The sequence below is a fragment of the Streptomyces rapamycinicus NRRL 5491 genome, from assembly GCF_024298965.1.
Classification (GTDB): Bacteria; Actinomycetota; Actinomycetes; order Streptomycetales; family Streptomycetaceae; genus Streptomyces; species Streptomyces rapamycinicus.
In genome coordinates, this window is record NZ_CP085193.1 from 1,166,659 (window position 1) to 1,183,264 (window position 16,606).

Here is a 16,606-nt window from a genome sequence, read left to right on the forward strand (position 1 = left end):
CCGCGGCGACCCTGGACCGGCTGACCGGCGGTCGTACAGTGGGGTGAAAGCGGCCAGACCATGACACGGGTAATGGGAGGTCGTCATGGCCGATCCCAAGGGTTTCCTCACCACACCCCGTCGTCTTCCGCCCCGGCGTCCGGTGGACGAGCGGGTGCGGGACTGGGACGAGGTTTCCGCGCCCGGCGGACTGCTGCCGATCATCGGCGCCCAGGCGGGCCGCTGCATGGACTGCGGCATCCCGTTCTGCCATGAGGGCTGCCCGCTGGGGAACCTCATCCCGGAGTGGAACGACCTGGTCTCCCGTGACGACTGGCTGCGCGCGAGCGAGCGGCTGCACGCCACCAACAACTTTCCCGAGTTCACCGGCCGGCTGTGCCCGGCCCCCTGCGAGAGCGCCTGTGTGCTGGCCATCAACCAGCCGGCGGTCACCATCAAGAACGTCGAGGTGGCCATCGCCGACCGGGCCTGGGAGAGCGGCCATGTGACCCCCAAGCCACCGGACCGGCTGAGCGGCCGGACCGTCGCCGTCATCGGCTCGGGGCCCGCGGGCCTGGCAGCGGCCCAGCAGCTCACCCGCGCGGGGCACACCGTGGCGGTGTACGAGCGCGACGACCGGGCGGGCGGACTGCTCCGCTACGGCATCCCCGGGTTCAAGATGGAGAAGCGCCACCTGGACCGGCGGCTGGAGCAGATGCGCGCCGAGGGCACCAAGTTCCGTACCGGCGTGGACGTCGGCACCGATATGGACGCCGCCGGACTCCGGGCGCGCTACGACGCGGTGGTGATAGCCGTGGGCGCCCGAGCCTGGCGCGAACTCCCCGTCCCGGGAAGGGAGTTGGCCGGGATCCATCAGGCGATGGAGTATCTGCCGATGGCCAACCGGGTACTGGAGGGCGACTACGCCCGGCCGCCGATCACGGCCGAGGGCAAACATGTGGTCATCGTCGGCGGCGGGGACACCGGCGCGGACTGTCTGGGCACGGTGCTGCGGCAGGGCGCCGCCTCCGTGACCCAGCTGGACATCCATCCCCGGCCCGGTGACGAGCGGACCGAGGGCGAGCCCTGGCCCACCTACCCCAAGATCTACCGGATGTCCGCCGCCCATGAGGAGGCGCGGGAGCTGGCGGCCGCTCCGGAGGCGGACGTGGACGCACGGGTCTTCGCCGCGACCACGGTCCGCTTCGAGGGGACCGCACCGGACGCGGAGCGGCCGCACGGCGGCGTCCGGGCGCTGCGTCTGATCGGGGCCCGTGCCGATGGAGAGTCCGGGCCGGGCACGGAGCGGGTGCTGCGGGCGGATCTGGTGCTGCTGGCCCTCGGCTTCCGCGGCCCGGAGCGGGACGGCGGCGGGCTGCTGGACCAGCTCGGTCTCGAGCTCGACGGGCGCGGCACCATCGCCCGTGACGCGTCGTTCGCCAGCGGCGCGGACGGGGTGTTCGTGGCGGGCGACGCGGGCCGTGGCCAGTCGCTGATCGTCTGGGCGATCGCCGAGGGCCGCTCGGCCGCGGCAGCCGTGGATCGCTATCTCGCGGGCTCCACGACGCTCCCGGCGCCGGTCGGACCGGCCGACCTGCCGATGACGGCCTGACGACCGACCTGCGGATTGACGGCCTGACGCGGCGGTGGCCGGGTGGCCGGGAACCCGCGCGGGCGGGGCGGGCCACCTGCCGCGGATGTGCGGCGCGGGCATAGTGTGCGTCCATGATCTCGCAATCCCCCCTCCTCACCGTGGCCGACGGTGTGCACATCTGGTCCCCGACCCCGAGCGCCGGCTGGGGTCTGGCCAACTGCGGTCTGATCGTCTCGCCCGACGGCCACGCCGCGTGGATCGACAGCCCCTACGACCGCCGGATGGCCGGTGAGTTCCTCGAACACAGCCATGCCCTGCTGCCCGGCGGGGCCCGGATCGAGCGGGTGATCGTCACCCATGCCAACGGCGACCACCTGTGGGGCGCGGAGGTCGTACCGGACGCGGAGATCGTGGCCACCCGCGAGGCGCTCGGCCACATCGAGTACGAGCCCTCGCCGCAGCAGTTGCACGGCCTGGTGCACGGCAGCGATCCGGCGACTCCGCTCGGCTGGTACCTCAAGCGGCACTTCGGGCGGTTCGACTGGTCCGCCACCGAGGTGGTCGAGCCGACGCTCACCTTCGTGGGCGAACTCGACCTGCGCGTGGGCCAGGTGGCGGTGCGGCTGTTCAGCCTGGAGTCCGCGCACACCGCGGGCGATCTGGTGGCGTATCTGCCGCGGCAGAAGGTGGCGTTCACCGGCGACGTCATCTTCGCCTCCGACCCGCGGGACCCCGGCGACCACGCGGTGCACTGGGCGGGCCCGCTGGACAATGTGATCGCCGCGTGCGAACGGGTGCTCGAGACCGGGGCCGAGGTGATCGTCCCCGGTCATGGCCCGGTCCTCGACCGGGAGGGGGTGCGCGGCCACATCGGCTATCTGGAGCATCTGCGGGACCGCACCCGGCAGCTGCACACGGCCGGGGTGCCGGCCCTGGAGGCCGCCCGCGCCCTGATCGCCGAGAACACCTATCCGTCGCTGGGCCTGCCCGAGCGGCTGGTGATCACGGTGGGCTCGGAGTACCGGCACCTGAACGGCACCGAGGAGGCGGCGGACCTCGTGGCCACCATGGCCGATCTGGCCCAGGTGGCATGGGAGCGGCGCGACGGCGCGCCGGCGGCCTCGGCCTGACCGCCCGGTCACCGCAGGGCCCGCTCCGCGGCCGGGAGGTCCTGCTCGGTCCAGATGATCTTGCCCTGGCTGGTGTAGCGGGTGCCCCAGCGCTGGACCATCTGGGCAACGAGGAACAGTCCGCGTCCTCCCTCGTCGGTGATGGCCGCCCGGCGCAGATGGGGCGCGGTGGTGCTGCCGTCGGCGACCTCGCAGATCAGCGCCCGGTTGCGCAGCAGTCGCAGCCGTACGGGGCCCACGGCGTGCCGGATGGCGTTGCCGAGCAGCTCGCTGACCACCAGCTCGGTGGTGAAGGCGGCCTCCTCCAGGTTCCACTCGGCCAGGGTGCGCGCGACCGCCGCCCGCATCCGGGCCACCACCTCCGGGTCCGCCGGGAGGTCCCACGAGGCCACCCGGCGCGGGTCCAGCGCGGTGGTACGGGCGATGAGCAGGCAGACGTCGTCGGTGCGGCGCGGTGAGAGCAGGGCGGCCATCACGGTGTCGCAGGCCCGCTCCGGGTCGGGGTCGGCATCGGTGAGGGCGTCCCGCAGCTGGTCGAGTCCGGTCTCGATGTCCCGTTCGCGGTCCCGGACCAGCCCGTCGGTGTAGAGGACGAGGCGGCTGCCCTCGGGCAGCCGCGTCTCGGCCGCCTCGTAGAGCCGTCCGCCGAGCCCCAGCGGCGGGCCCGCGGGCAGGTCGAGGAAGGTCGCCGAGCCGTCGGGGTGGACCAGGGCCGGGGGCGGATGCCCGGCCCGTGCCAGGGTGCAGTGCCGGGAGACCGGGTCGTAGACCGCGTACAGACAGGTGGCCCCGGCGGCCCCGGCGCCGGGGCCCGTGGCGGTCTCCTCCCGGTCGAGCTGGTCGACCACGTCGTCGAGCCGGGCGAGCAGCTCATCGGGGGGAAGGTCCACGACGGAGAAGTTGCGCACGGCGGTGCGCAGCCGGCCCATGGTCGCGGCGGCGTGCAGTCCGTGGCCGACGACATCGCCGACCACGAGGGCGACCCGGGCCCCGGACAGCGGGATGACGTCGAACCAGTCCCCCCGCACCCCGCCGGGCGCGGGCAGATAGCGCTGGGCGGCCACGACGGCCTGCTGCTCGGGGCGGCCGCGCGGCAGCAGGCTCTCCTGGAGGGCCAGGGTGGTGGCGTGCTCCCGCGCGTAGCGGCGGGCGTTGTCGATGGCGACGGCCGCCTGACCGGCCAGCTCCTCGGCGAAGGTCCGGTCCTCCTCGTCGAACGGCGGGGTGTCCCCCGAGCGCCAGAACGCCGCCTGGCCCAGCCGGACGCCGCGCCCGCTGAGCGGCACGGTCAGCAGCGAGTGGATGCCGTACTCCCGCACCCACCCCAGCCGCTCCGGGTCCTGGGGTGTCCAGTCGGGGTAGGACGGCAGCTCGCCGACGGCGAACACGCGCGCCTGGCCGGTGCCACCGGCCCGCTGGGTGACGGGGAAGGACGAGACGCGCTCACCGACCCGGCGCAGCGGGGGGTCCTGCCGGATGCCGCTGAAGGCGGCCCGGCGCAGCGGCGAGTCCCGGTCGCCCGGTTCCTCGCCGCGCAGGACGTCCTCGTGCAGATCGACGGTGGCGTAGTCGGCGAAGCGCGGCACGGCGACCCGGGTCAGTTCCTCGGCGGTGCCTTCCATGTCGAGGCTGCTGCCCACGCGGACACCCGCCTCGTACAGCAGCTGGAGGCGTGCGTAGGCCCGGTCGGCCTTGTCCGTCAGGGCGCGCAGCTCGGTGGTGTCCCGCAGGGTGGCGACGCTCCCCCAGGGCTGTCCGCCCCGTTCCGCCGGGCGCTGGTTGACCGCCAGCAGCCGGTTCCCGACCTCGTACACCTCGTCGGTGGCCGCGCGGCCGGAGGCGAGCAGCCCGGCGATCTCCGGGGGCAGGCCGACGTCGGTGATCTGCCGTCCGTGCGCGTCGCGTGCGAGGCCCAGCAGGAGCAGCGCCTCGTCGTTGGCGAGCAGCAGCAGCCCCTCGTCATCGACGATCAGCACCCCCTCCCGGACCGAGCGCAGCACGGCGTCGTGGTGTTCGTACATCCTCGTGATCTCGGCGGGGCCGAGCCGGTGGGTCTGGCGCCGCAGCCGCCGGGCCACGAGCGCCGCACCGCCCCCGCCCAGGACGAGGGCCAGCGCCGTGGATCCGTAGATCATCGGCAGTTGGCGGCCGACCGTCCGGGCCACGGAGGGGATGGAGACCCCGGCGTTGACGATGCCGATCACCCGGCCCCGGGCGTCGGTGACCGGCACGGCGGCACGGATCGAGGGGGCCGAGTGGGTGATGCCCGGGAGCCTGTCGGTGAAGGTCCGGCCCGCCGTGGCCGGGTAGAGGCTGCGGCCGATGTGCTTGCCGAGCAGCTTCGGATCGGGATGGGTCCAGCGGATGCCATCGGGGGAAGTCACCACGATGTAGTCGACACCGCTCCGCCGCCGGACCGTCTCGGCGTAGGGCTGGAGGGTCCTGGAGGGGTCGCGGGACTCCAGCGCCCGCTGGACGCCGGGGGCGAGGGCGAGGGTCCGTGCGACGGTCAGCGCACGGCCCCGGGCCTGGCTGTCCCGGCTGCCGCGCGCCTGGAGGGACAGCGTGGCCCCCGCGGCGAGCACCAGGAGCGTCACGATGATCAGCATCAGGGCGAACACCTGCCCGCCGACACTGCGCGAGCCCAGCGCCGAGCGCACTTTCACATGCTCTGTCTAACGCACATCCGCGGGTCGCACACCTGGTGGCGGCCGGGGTGGGGGCATCCGCGGTCAGAAATTGATCATGTGTCCGGCGAGCCCGTGGACGGCCTCCTTCACCGCCTCGCTGAGGGTCGGATGGGCGTGGACGTTGCGGGCCACCTCGTGCACGGTGAGATCCCACTGCTGGGCGAGGGTGAGCTCGGGCAGCAGCTCGGTGACCTCGGGGCCGATGAGATGGCCGCCCAGCAGCTCGCCGTGGCGGCCGTCGCCGATGAGCTTCACGAAGCCGACGGGGTCGCCGAGCCCCTGGGCCTTCCCATTGGCGGTGAACGGGAACTTCGCCACCCGGACGTCGAAGCCGCGCTCCCGCGCCTGGGCCTCGGTCCAGCCGAAGCTGGCGATCTGCGGCTGGCAGAAGGTGGCGCGCGGGATCATCACATAGTCCAGCTCCATGGACTCCGCCCCGGCGATGGTCTCCGCCGCGACGATGCCCATGGCCTCGGCGGCGTGCGCCAGCATCAGCTTGGCGGTGACGTCGCCGATGGCGAAGATGTGCGGCACATTGGTGCGGCACCGGCCGTCGATGCCGATGGCGCCCCGCTCGGTCAGCCGGACGCCGGTGTGTTCCAGCCCGTATCCGTCCACCCGCGGCCGGAACCCGATGGCCTGGAGCACCCGGGCGGCCTGGAGGGTCTGCCGCTGGCCGCCCGTGGTGACCATGACCTTGACCGCGGGACCCGTGTCGTTGATCGCCTCCACCCGGGTGGAGGTCAGGATGTTCATGCCGAGCCTGCGGAAGCGCCGGGTGAGCTCGGCGGAGACCTCCTCGTCCTCCAGGGGCACGATCCGGTCCATGAACTCCACCAGCGTCACCTGCACCCCGTAGCTGTGCATGATGTACGCGAACTCCACGCCGATGGCTCCCGCGCCCGCGATCAGTACGCTGCCGGGCAGGGCGGGCGAGAGGATCTGCTCCTCGTAGGTCACCACCCGCTCGCTGAGGGAGGTGCCGGGCAGCAGATTGGTGATCGAGCCCGCGGCGATGACGCAGTGGTCGAAGGTGAGCGTCTCCGTGCCGCCGCCGGAGCGGGTGACCAGCATGTCGTGGGGTCCGGTGAAGGCGCCCCGGCCCTCGAACTGGGTGATCTTGTTCTTCTTCATCAGATAGTGGACGCCCTTGACCCGTCCGTCGGCCACCTTGCGGCTGCGCTCGAACGCGTCGCGGTAGTCCACGGTGACATCGCCGTTCACCCGGATGCCGAAGTCCTTGGCCTCGTGGATGAACAGATGGGCCAGCTCGGCGTTGCGCAGCAGGGCCTTGGACGGGATGCAGCCCACGTTCAGGCAGACGCCGCCCCAGTAGCGTTCCTCGACCACGGCCGTGGTCAGGCCCAGCTGGGCGGCGCGGATCGCCGCGACATAGCCACCCGGTCCGGCTCCCAGGACCACCACGTCGAAATGTGCGCTCATGCGTCGCACCTTAGACATTAGAGTCGGGGTATGGCTTCAGACGAGGGGTCCGTACGGGTGGACAGCTGGATCTGGTCCGTGCGGCTGACGAAGACGCGCTCCATGGCGTCCTCGGCCTGCCGCGCGGGGCACGTCCGGGTCAACGGCGAGCGCGTCAAGCCCGCGCACACGGTGCGGTCCGGAGACGAGGTGCGGCTGCGTCATGCGGGGCGCGACCGGATCGTGGTCGTCTCGCGCATCGTGCGCAAGCGGGTCGGGGCGCCGGTGGCGGTGGAGTGCTACGTCGACAACAGCCCGCCGCCGCCTCCGCGCGAGCACACCGTGCCGATCGGGCTGCGCGACCGCGGGACGGGCCGCCCGACCAAGCGCGACCGGCGCGATATGGAGCGGCTGCGCGGTACGCCCGGGGGCCTGGGCTGAGGCAGGGTCAGTCCGCGGTGAGCCCGGTCAGTCCGCGGTGATACGCACGGGGCCGCCGTGTGCGTCGGCCCCGGCGATCCAGTCGGCGGGCAGGTGGAACGGCCGGTTGGGCGCCGCCGTGTGAGGAAGGCGCCCGCGGTGCAGCGTCCGGCCGTCCTGGCTGACGGTGAGTACCGGCCGGGTCAGGAACCGCTCGGTGCGCAGGGTGAACCGGCCGTGCGGCGGACGGGGCCCGTCCGGGGTGAGCCGGTTGGGTGAGATCCACAGCAGCGGCGCCTCGACCCGCACCGGCAGCGGCCCCGGGGTCCATGGCACGCCCGTGAGATGGCGCAGTACGGGCGCGGCGGCGAACCGGCCGTCGAGGGCGGCGATATCGGCGGTCTCGACCGGGTGCAGCAGATTGCCCACGGCGAAGACCCCGGGCTCACCGGTGCGGAACTCGGCGTCGGTGGCCGGGCCCCGGGTGCCGGGGTCGAGGGCGATCCCGGCGCTTCTGGCGAGTTCGTGGTCGGGGATCCAGTCGCCGGTGAACACCACTGTGTCGCAGCCGATGGCCGCGGTCCTGCCGTCCCGGTGCCGCAGCCGTACGCTCTCCAGCCGCACCCGGCCGGTCAGTTCGGCCACGGTGGCGCCGGTGACCAGCGGAACGCCGTGGCGCAGCCGGGTGCCGAGGTGGCGCGCCGGGTGGGTCTGGTGGCGGGGCTGGTCGGTGACCATGGCGGCGACCTCGGCCCCGGCCCGGCGCAGGGTGGCCACCGCGGAGTAGCTGACCCGTTCCGCGCCGACGATGACGGCGCGGCGGCCGACGCTCTGGTGGTGCACATGGACGGCCTGCTGCAACTGCCCGGTGGTGAAGACACCGGCCGGCCGGGTGCCGGGCACCAGCCGGGCGCTGCGCGGGCGTTCCCGGGCGCCGGTGGCCAGGACGACGGCGGTGGCGGTGATCCGCTCCAGGCCGGTCGGGCCGGTGACGTCCACGGTCCGCGGCGCCGCCCAGCCGGTGGCCGTGACCCCCGTGCGCAGCACGGCCCCGGCGCGGATGGCGGCGGCGATGTGGTGGCGGGCGTAGTCCGGTCCGGTCATCACCCGGCGCAGATCGCGCAGTCCGAATCCGGTGTGGTCGCAGTGGCGGGGGATGCCGCCGGCGCGCTGTTCGCGGTCGAGGACCTCGACCCGGTCCACCCCGGCGGCGGCCAGCCGGGCGGCGACCGCGAGTCCGGCCGGTCCGGCCCCGACGACCAGGACGTCGACGGTGCGGTGGGTACGGTCGGTGGGGGTCATCGCCGGGCCTCCGTCCGGTCCTGGGCCGCGGTGGCCGCCTCGAACTGGGCACGCACCGCGGCGCCGCAGAAGAATCCCTGGCAGCGCCCGGCCAGGGCCCGGGTGCGGCGCCGGAGGCCGTCCAGCGAGGCCGGTGGCACGGTGGCGGTCAGCGCGTCGCGGATCTCGCCCCGGGTGACGCGTTCGCAGTGGCAGACCACGGTGCCGTACGCGGGGTCGGCGGCGATGAGGTCGGCGCGCTGGTAGGGGCGCGGAAACGCCTCGCCGATGGTGGGCATCCGCACGGACTCGATCTCCCGCTCCGGCCCGGGGTCAAGACCGCAGTCGACGAGCAGCTGCGCCACATGCGCGGCGATCGCCATGGAGGCGGTGAGTCCGGTGGAGCGGATGCCGCCCACGGCGACGTACCGCCGCCCGGGGTCGGCACGGATCTGGAAGTCGCCGTGCTCGGTGGCGGCGCGCAGCCCGGCGTAGACGGCGGTGACCTCCTCCTCCAGCAGCTCCGGCAGGATCCGCGCGCCCTTCTCGCGGAGCGAGGCCAGTCCGCCGGCCGACGATCCGGTGGCGGTCTTGTCGTCGAGGTCCTCGGCGGTGGGGCCGAGCAGCACATTGCCGTACACGGTCGGCGCCACCAGTACGCCCTTGCCGAGCGCGGTGGGCACCGGCAGCAGGATGTGGTCGACCAGGCCGCGGGCGAACTTGTCGAAGACGATGAGCTGGCCGCGGCGCGGGGTCACGGTGAACTCCTCGTGGCCGAGCCGCCGGTTGATCTCGTCCGAGTACAGCCCCGCGGCGTTCACCAGGTGACGGGTGCGCAGCACCCCGCGCGGGGTGGCGATCTCGTGGTGGTCCACCCCGGTGGTGATGGCCCCGGCCGGGCAGTTCAGATGCAGGGCGACGCCCGCGCGGACCGCCTGGGTGGCGTAGGCGAGCGTCGTCGTCCAGGGGCAGATGACGCTCTCGCCGGGGACCTCGAGCGCGCCGAGGGCGCCGGGGCCCAGGTGGGGTTCGCGGGCGTAGACCGCCTCGGTACCGAGGACGGCCGTCTCGTGGTAGCCGTTGCGGACGGCCTTCTCGGCGAGTGACGGCAGCGCGGCGAGCTGCTCCCCGTCCCAGGCGACGAGCAGCGCGCCGAGTGGTTCGAGCGGGATGCCGGTCTCGGCGGCGTAGGCGGTCAGCCGCTGGTAGCCCTCGCGCACCAGGCGGGCCTCCAGGGTGCCCGGGGTGGCGTCGAAGCCGGTGTGCAGGATCGCGGTGTTGGCCTTGGACGTACCGTTGCCGACGTCGTCCGACGCCTCGACCAGGGCGATCCGCAAGCGGTACCGGGCCAGTTCGCGGGCGATGGCGGTGCCGACCACCCCGGCACCGATGATGGCCACGTCGTAGACCTCGTCGGGGAGGTCACCCGTGGTCGTAACGGTCATGCTGGTCCCTTGCTCGGTGGTGGGCACGGCTCCTGGTGCGCGGGGTCCTCAGTCGTGGGCGGCGGCCGTCGGCGCCTGGTCCAGCAGCGCGGCCACGGCCGAGCGGAAGGCGGCCAGCCGCTCGGCGGCCCGCTCCGCGCTGATCCGCGGCTCGTAGACGGCGGCGGGCTCCCACGCGGGGACCGCATCCTCGACCGGCAGGCCCGGGTCCAGCCCCATCCGCGCGGCGGCGCCCACCCCCAGCGCCGTGGCGTCCGGCAGCGCCGACACCTCCACCGGCCGCTGCAGCAGATCGGCCTGGGTCTGCATCAGCAGCGCCGAGCGGGTCAGTCCTCCGTCGACCCGCAGGACGGTCAGCGGCGCGCCGAGGTCGGAGGCGGCCGCCTCGGCGATCTCCACGACCTGGGCGGCGATGCCCTCGCACAGGGCGCGCACCAGATGTCCGGCGGTGGTGTCGAGGCCGAGCCCGGTCAGCGAGCCCTTGAGGTCGCCGCGCCACCACGGAGCGGCGAGCCCGGCGAGCGCCGGTACGAAGGTGACTCCCCCGGCGTCGGGCACGGTCCCCCCGACCGGGTCGAGGTCCTGGGGTCCCTGGATCACCCCCAGGTCGCTGAGCCAGCGCACCGCGGAGGCGGCGGTGTACACCTGCCCGTCCAGGCAGTAGCTGGTGCGTCCGCCGAACCGCCAGGCCACACAGGAGACCAGGCCGTGGGGGCCGCGCAGGGGCCGGTCGCCGGTCTGGGCGAGGAGGAAGGCGCCGGTGCCGTAGGTGCACTTCGCGGTGGACGGCTCGGTCACCCGCTGCGCCAGCAGGGCGGCCTGCTGGTCGACGAGGAGCCCGGTGAGCGGGACCTCGCCGCCGAAGGCGGTGGTGGTGCCGACCGGCCCCGCGGCGTCGACGACGCGCGGCAGCCGTTCGGCGGTCAGCCCGTAGAGGTCCAGCGCCTTCGGGGACCAGGCGACGCGGTCGAGGTCGAGCAGCCCGGTGCGACCGGCGGTGGCGGCATCGGTGACGAACGCGCCGGTGAGCCGGTGGATCAGCCAGACATCGCTGGTGGTGACCACGCCCTCGCCGGTCAGATGGCGCCGGATCCACGCCATCTTGGGCGCCGCGAAGTACGGATCGAGGGGCAGGCCGGTGAGTTCGCGCAGCGTCTCGGCGTGCGGCGCGAGTTGCTCGCACACCGTGCGGGCCCGCCGGTCCTGCCAGACCAGGGCGTCGGTCAGCGGCTCTCCGGTGACGGGGTCCCAGGCCAGTACGGTCTCGCCCTGGTTGGCAAGACCGACCGCCACGACCGGCTCCCCCGCGGCGGCGAGCGCCTGCCGCCCGGCCTCGATGACCGAGGTGAGCAGCGCGGCCGGATCGACCTCGACCAGTCCGCCGGGCAGATAACGGGGCCGTACGGGCGCCTCGGCGGAGCCGACCACCCCGCGCTCCGGGCAGAGCACCAGCGCCTTGGTGCCCGAAGTGCCCTGGTCGATGGCGAGGACCGGGCCGGTCGCGGGGCCGGCCGGGGTGCGGTGGCGACGCTCTGCAGGCAGCATGTCCGGTTCTTCGCTCGGGACGGGCGGATCGCTTCGGGTTCGGGGGACGGCGCGCTCGCGGGACGGGGCGCGGATCTTGCCGGAAAGCCTGGTGCAGGCGCGGGGCGGGCGTCAAGACGGCCCGTTCGGGCACGGACCGGAGTCCCCCGTTCCCGAATCGTTGCGCCGGGACTATAAGATCCCTGCAACCATCCCCCAGGCACCTTGTTTTCCCGCGTCCGGTACGTCAGCTCCGTACGAAAGTCATCCGATGCCCGAGGAAGAGTTCCGCCCCGTGTACCACCCCGCGGGCTATGACGGCGGGCTGCGCGTGGCGCTGCAGGATCTGCGCACCGGACGCTGGATATCGATGCGCAATCTGCTCGCGGAGACCCCCACCTGGTCGCTGTGGACCCAGCGCACCCAGGTGCTGGCCACGGCCGCGGCGGGCTCCAATGTGGTGGACGCCTGGCGGACCGAGGAGCCGCAGAGCGTGGCGGCGCTGGTGATGCACACGCGGGTCGGGGTGGAGCGCGCGGTGCGCGCACACCGCGAGGGACACCCCCGCACCCGGGAGCTGTGGCGCGAGGCGTGGCAGTCCTGCCAGCTGGCCGCGCACCACTCCCCGGCGGATCCGGTGCCCTGGGTGTGTCTGCTGGCCCTGGCCCAGCTGGACAAGGAGCAGCGGCAGGAGGAACACCGGGTGGCCCCGCCGGGTCCGCTGCTGTTCCCCGGCCCCTGGGGGCTGCTGGCGGAGGCCGACCGGCGCGATCCGTACAACCGCGAGGCGTACCACCGGATGCTGCAGTTCGTGTACGCCCGGCGGGCCGGGGGTTCGCTGGCCGAGGCGGTCAACTTCGTGCAGTGGGTGGTCTCGGGTGCGCCCGAGGGGTCCGCGCTGCAGGTGCTGCCGCTGTACGTCCATGTCGAGCGGTACCGCGAGGAGCGGGGCTACGAGAAGGCGCTCGACCTTCACTGGGCCACCGAGGACGCCACCCGGGACGCGCGGAAGGCGCTGCTCGGCTGGTTCGACCACGCGGATGTCACGACGAGTTCCCTGCTCGATCTCAACCATCTGGCACACGCCCTGTGGGGCGCGCTGCTGTTCCCCGACGCGGCCCGCGTCTTCGAGACGCTGGGGCCGTACTTCACCCCGCTCCCCTGGGCCTACCGCACCCGCGACGCCGCCGACCGCGCGCTGGCTGAAGAAATGTTTCTTCGCGCCCGGGTCCGCTCACTGGCCGGCGCCCGTGGGCCAAGACCCGGGACCGGCGGCTGAGCCGATCTCCCCCACACCTGTACCACCCCTCGCCCGCCCCAGCATTCGGAGGTACATTCATGTCCACGGCATGGTCGAGTTCGAGTCCCGCCCCCCACCGGGACGATGAACAGCGGCTGCGTGAGCTCGGCTATCAACCCGTCCTGGCCCGCCGCATGGGCGGCTTCGGCAATTTCGCCATCAGTTTCTCGGTCATCTCCATTCTCTCCGGATGTATGACGCTGTACGGCTTCGGGCTGGACACCGGCGGTCCCGCGGTGATGATGTGGGGCTGGGTCGGAGTGGGGCTCTTCGTACTGTGCGTCGGACTCGCCCTGGCCGAGGTGACCAGCGCGTATCCCACCTCGGGAGCGCTGTACTACATGGCCGACCGGCTGGGCGGGCGCACCTGGGGCTGGTACACCGGCTGGCTCAATCTGCTGGGGCTGCTCGGGGCCATCGCCGGAATCGACTACGGCGCCGCCCTGTTCACCGGCGCGCTCTTCAACCTCCAGTGGGGATTCGATCCCACACCGGAATCGACCATGCTCATCTTCGTCTGCATTCTGCTGCTGCACGCGGCGCTGAATCTGTTCGGAGTGCGGCTGGTGAGCGTGCTCAACTCGGTCAGTGTGTGGTGGCATCTGGCGGGCGTCGCCATCATCGTCGGCGCGCTGGCGATCGTGCCCTCCCACCACCAGTCGCCCGAATTCGTCTTCACCGAGTTCGTCAATGACACCGGCTGGTCGAACCCGCTGTATGTGACCGCGATCGGACTGCTGCTCGCCCAGTACACCTTCTCCGGCTACGACGCCTCCGCGCATCTGTCCGAGGAGACCTCCAACGCCTCCGTCTACGCCGCCCGGGGGATCGTCCGCGCCATCTGGGTCTCCTGGGTGGCCGGGTTCGTACTGCTGGCCGGGCTCACCTTCGCCATCCAGGACTACACCGGCACCCAGGGAAGCGCCACCGGAGTGCCGCCGGCGCAGATCCTGATCGACGCCCTGGGCACGGGCGGCGCCACCGCGATGCTGCTCATCGTCATCGTGGCGCAGCTGTTCTGCGGGAACGCCGAGGTGGCGGCGGCCAGCCGGATGGTGTTCGCCTTCAGCCGGGACGGCGCGCTGCCGGGTTCACGGCTGTGGCAGCGGGTCAGCTCCCGTACCCAGACGCCGGTGCACGCGGTCTGGCTGTCGGTGGCGGTGGCGTGTGTGCTGGCCCTGCCGTCCCTGTACTCCGAGACCGCCTACGGCGCGGTGACCGCCATCAACGTCATCGGGATCACCCCCGCCTACGCCATCCCCGTCTTCCTGCGGCTGCGCGCCGGGGACCGGTTCCAGCCGGGCCCGTGGAACCTGGGCCGCTGGAGCAAGCCGGTGGGCTGGATCGCGGTGGTGTGGGTGGCGGTCGTGACGGTGCTGTTCTGTCTGCCGCAGTCCAGTCCGGTGACGGTGGACTCGATGAACTACGCCTCGATCGCGCTGGCCGTGGTGCTGCTGCTGGCCACGATCTGGTGGTTCGTGGCCCGTCGCTCGTACAACACGCCGTCCGCGTACGGCTCGGCGCGCGAGCAGGCGGAGATCGCCGAAGGCATCGTCTGAAGGTTCGTCGTATGGGTGAAGCCGGGTGCGGGAGGTTTTCGCACCCGGCTTCAACGGCTCATCCGGAGCGGCGCAGCGACTCGGCCGGGGGCCGCTCGCGGCCCGCGCCGTAGGCGAGGAAGTACGCGGGCGCCCGCTTCAGCCAGGGCGCCTTGGTCAGCACCTGGGCCAGCCGCAGCGGCTCCCCTCCGGCGACCGGTGAACGTCCCCGGAGCAGCGGCCCGATGACCCGGGCGTGGGCGATCCGCTGCAGCCCCTGCGTCGCGACGGTGGTCGGCCACCGGCGGCGCTGGACGGCGCGTACGTCGGCCAGGCCCACGGTGCCCTCGCGCAGCGGCCGGACCAGATGGCGGGCGGCGGCGACCGCGTCCTCCACGGCGAGGTTGATGCCGATCCCGAACACGGGCGACATCGCGTGGGCCGCGTCCCCGATGCACAGCAGTCCGGGGCGGTGCCAGCGGCGGAGCCGGTCCATCCGTACGTTCAGCAGCTTCACCTCGTCCCAGGACCGCGGGCCCGGCCCACGGTCGGCCGGCCCCCGCCGCATCCACGGGGTGGCCTCGGTGAACGCGGTGAGGAACCGGTCGAGACCTTCGGCGCGGCATTTGGCGTCGGCCCCCTTGGGGATCAGGGCGGCGCACTGCCAGTAGTCACCACGGTCGATCATCGCGGTGAGAAAGCGTTCACCGACATTGCCCACCAGCCCCTGGGGGTCGCTCTCCGCGCGCGGCAGCCGGAACCACCAGACGTCCATCGGGCAGGCGAACTCCTGGAGTCCGAGCTCGGGCAGGTCGCGGGCGAGCGATCCCCGGCCGTCGCAGGCCACGGTGAGGGTGGCGCGCAGCTCGCCGGTGGAGCCGCTCGCGCGGTCGCGGTAGCGCACCCCGGCGACCCGTCCGCGCTCCATGAGGAAGGAGGTCACCTCGGTGTTCGTCCGCAGTCGGAAGGCGGGTTCCCGCTCGGCCTCGTCCGCCAGCAGATCGAGCAGATCCCACTGCGGCACCATCGCCACGTAGTTGTACTTCCCCGGCAGTGAGCCGATCTCGCCGACCGTGAACAGTTCGCCGCCCCGCCCTATGGGCAGCTGGATGGAGTGCACATGCCGCTGCGGCAGGGCCGCGAACCGGTCGGCGAGGCCCAGGTCGTCCAGGAGCCTCAGCGTACTGGGGTGCACCGTGTCGCCGCGGAAGTCGCGCAGGAAGTCCCCGTGCTTCTCCAGGACGGTGACCTCCACCCCGGCCCGGGCCAGCAGCAGGCCGAGGACCATCCCGGCGGGCCCGCCGCCCACCACACAGCATGTGGTCCGCTCCATCTCATGGCTCCCTTCGACGTCCCCGAGGCCATGGGCACCCTCTCAGGACGGGTTACCCGGCGGCGCCGCGCCACACCGGCGCCGCGGGGGCTCCGGCGCCGCCGGTTCACGATCGGCTTGAATCTTCCCGCGCCCGCGTCCGTATCCCCGCGTGATGGTTGTGGGGCGCATAAGGAGGTCTGTATGGCAGCCGAATCCGATCCGGACCGACCAGCCGGGCGTCAGGTGATCGAGCCGACCGCCATCTTCCCCGCGACGCCGGAGTACGACGACGCCCCGGATGGGCCGGTCGAGGGGTGGATGGAGGAGCTCGACCTCTTCCGGCCGCCGGGCACCGAGCTGCCGCCCGAGGCGCCGACCATGGCGGACGACGACACCCAGGAGATGACGGGCGGCCCCTCCGCCGCCGACGCCTGGCCCCCGCAGGAGGCACCGGCCGCGCCCCAGCAACCGCCCGCACCGCCCGCACCGGCCGGGCGGCGCCCCAGCGCCGCCCTGCTGGTGCTGGCCGGACTCGGCGCGGGGGTCGTTCTCTCGCTGGTGGTGATGGTGGACCGGGACTCGGCGTCCGGCGCGGCCGAGGGCGGCGCGTCGGCCACACCGACCGCGTCCACCGCGCCCGCGACCTCCGGCGCGCCGCAGACGCCGAGCGCCCCCGCCTCGCAGGACCCGGACGACCAATTGCCGCCGCCGGGCGACCCGGGCGATGTGCTGACCCTCGGGAGCACCGGCCCGGAGGTCACCGAGCTCCAGAAGCGGCTGCTGCGGATCCCTAACGTGTATCAGGACGGGCCGGTCAACGGCGAGTACGACCAGACGCTGGCACAGGCCGTCTCCCGGTTCCAGGTGTGGTACGGGATCCGGGGCGACGCGAACGGGGTGTACGGGAGCGCCACACGGCGCGGTCTGGAGTCGCGCACCTGACGCCACGGCCGGAGGCGGACAGGGGC

Annotated in this window: 12 protein-coding genes; 6 read left to right on the forward strand and 6 right to left on the reverse strand. The window is 73.2% G+C overall.

The features are described from left to right. Positions 1-85: 85 nt before the first annotated feature. On the forward strand, positions 86-1,591 hold the full coding sequence (locus LIV37_RS05085; protein WP_020866028.1) for a glutamate synthase subunit beta: 1,506 nt from the start codon (positions 86-88) through the stop codon (positions 1,589-1,591). 113 nt (positions 1,592-1,704) lie between these two features. Next, positions 1,705-2,703 (forward strand): MBL fold metallo-hydrolase, encoded by a 999-nt coding sequence (locus tag LIV37_RS05090; protein WP_020866029.1) that lies wholly within the window; start codon positions 1,705-1,707, stop codon positions 2,701-2,703. A gap of 8 nt (positions 2,704-2,711) precedes the next feature. On the opposite strand, the gene LIV37_RS05095 is transcribed toward LIV37_RS05090, so the two are convergent. Continuing rightward, the gene (locus LIV37_RS05095) at positions 2,712-5,363 is read right to left on the reverse strand and encodes a SpoIIE family protein phosphatase (protein WP_020866030.1); all 2,652 of its coding nucleotides are present in this window, start codon (positions 5,361-5,363) and stop codon (positions 2,712-2,714) included. Between the two features lie 72 nt (positions 5,364-5,435). Further along, positions 5,436-6,836: a dihydrolipoyl dehydrogenase gene (lpdA, locus tag LIV37_RS05100; protein WP_020866031.1), complete on the reverse strand. Its 1,401-nt coding sequence runs from the start codon at positions 6,834-6,836 to the stop codon at positions 5,436-5,438. Between the two features lie 30 nt (positions 6,837-6,866). On the opposite strand from lpdA, the gene LIV37_RS05105 reads away from it, so the two are divergent. Beyond that, entirely contained in the window at positions 6,867-7,256 is a 390-nt protein-coding gene (locus LIV37_RS05105; protein ID WP_121825805.1) for an RNA-binding S4 domain-containing protein, read from the forward strand. Positions 7,257-7,283: 27 nt separating this feature from the next. Here the strand turns inward: LIV37_RS05105 and LIV37_RS05110 are convergent, their stop codons facing one another. The 3 genes from LIV37_RS05110 to LIV37_RS05120 are packed head-to-tail and all read right to left on the reverse strand — an operon-like array spanning position 7,284 to position 11,506. Then, on the reverse strand, positions 7,284-8,537 hold the full coding sequence (locus tag LIV37_RS05110; RefSeq protein WP_020866033.1) for an NAD(P)/FAD-dependent oxidoreductase: 1,254 nt from the start codon (positions 8,535-8,537) through the stop codon (positions 7,284-7,286). Beyond that, entirely contained in the window at positions 8,534-9,961 is a 1,428-nt protein-coding gene (locus tag LIV37_RS05115; RefSeq protein WP_020866034.1) for an NAD(P)/FAD-dependent oxidoreductase, read from the reverse strand. The genes LIV37_RS05110 and LIV37_RS05115 overlap by 4 nt, the downstream gene beginning before the upstream one ends. Before the next feature lie 48 nt (positions 9,962-10,009). Continuing rightward, positions 10,010-11,506 (reverse strand): FGGY family carbohydrate kinase, encoded by a 1,497-nt coding sequence (locus tag LIV37_RS05120; protein WP_020866035.1) that lies wholly within the window; start codon positions 11,504-11,506, stop codon positions 10,010-10,012. A gap of 250 nt (positions 11,507-11,756) precedes the next feature. Between LIV37_RS05120 and LIV37_RS05125 the strand changes: the two genes are divergently transcribed. Together LIV37_RS05125 and LIV37_RS05130 are read left to right on the forward strand one after the other, a co-directional pair. Beyond that, positions 11,757-12,764, forward strand: coding sequence for a hypothetical protein (locus LIV37_RS05125; protein WP_020866036.1), 1,008 nt, complete (start codon positions 11,757-11,759; stop codon positions 12,762-12,764). Between the two features lie 59 nt (positions 12,765-12,823). Next, complete coding sequence (locus LIV37_RS05130) at positions 12,824-14,344, forward strand: amino acid permease (RefSeq protein ID WP_020866037.1); 1,521 nt, start codon at positions 12,824-12,826, stop codon at positions 14,342-14,344. Positions 14,345-14,402: 58 nt separating this feature from the next. On the opposite strand, the gene LIV37_RS05135 is transcribed toward LIV37_RS05130, so the two are convergent. Further along, a complete protein-coding gene (locus LIV37_RS05135; RefSeq protein ID WP_020866038.1) occupies positions 14,403-15,656 on the reverse strand; it encodes an FAD-dependent oxidoreductase in 1,254 nt (417 codons plus the stop codon). A 183-nt stretch (positions 15,657-15,839) separates the two neighbouring features. On the opposite strand from LIV37_RS05135, the gene LIV37_RS05140 reads away from it, so the two are divergent. Further along, positions 15,840-16,580: a peptidoglycan-binding domain-containing protein gene (locus tag LIV37_RS05140; protein WP_020866039.1), complete on the forward strand. Its 741-nt coding sequence runs from the start codon at positions 15,840-15,842 to the stop codon at positions 16,578-16,580. Positions 16,581-16,606 lie beyond the last annotated feature (26 nt).

Coding starts and splice junctions, on each gene's coding strand:
- LIV37_RS05085 (WP_020866028.1), top strand. CDS start 86: ATGGCCGATCCCAAGGGTTTCCTCACCACACCCCGTCGTCTTCCGCCC.
- LIV37_RS05090 (WP_020866029.1), top strand. CDS start 1,705: ATGATCTCGCAATCCCCCCTCCTCACCGTGGCCGACGGTGTGCACATC.
- lpdA (WP_020866031.1), bottom strand. CDS start 6,836: ATGAGCGCACATTTCGACGTGGTGGTCCTGGGAGCCGGACCGGGTGGC.
- LIV37_RS05105 (WP_121825805.1), top strand. CDS start 6,867: ATGGCTTCAGACGAGGGGTCCGTACGGGTGGACAGCTGGATCTGGTCC.
- LIV37_RS05110 (WP_020866033.1), bottom strand. CDS start 8,537: ATGACCCCCACCGACCGTACCCACCGCACCGTCGACGTCCTGGTCGTC.
- LIV37_RS05115 (WP_020866034.1), bottom strand. CDS start 9,961: ATGACCGTTACGACCACGGGTGACCTCCCCGACGAGGTCTACGACGTG.
- LIV37_RS05120 (WP_020866035.1), bottom strand. CDS start 11,506: ATGCTGCCTGCAGAGCGTCGCCACCGCACCCCGGCCGGCCCCGCGACC.
- LIV37_RS05125 (WP_020866036.1), top strand. CDS start 11,757: ATGCCCGAGGAAGAGTTCCGCCCCGTGTACCACCCCGCGGGCTATGAC.
- LIV37_RS05130 (WP_020866037.1), top strand. CDS start 12,824: ATGTCCACGGCATGGTCGAGTTCGAGTCCCGCCCCCCACCGGGACGAT.
- LIV37_RS05135 (WP_020866038.1), bottom strand. CDS start 15,656: ATGGAGCGGACCACATGCTGTGTGGTGGGCGGCGGGCCCGCCGGGATG.
- LIV37_RS05140 (WP_020866039.1), top strand. CDS start 15,840: ATGGCAGCCGAATCCGATCCGGACCGACCAGCCGGGCGTCAGGTGATC.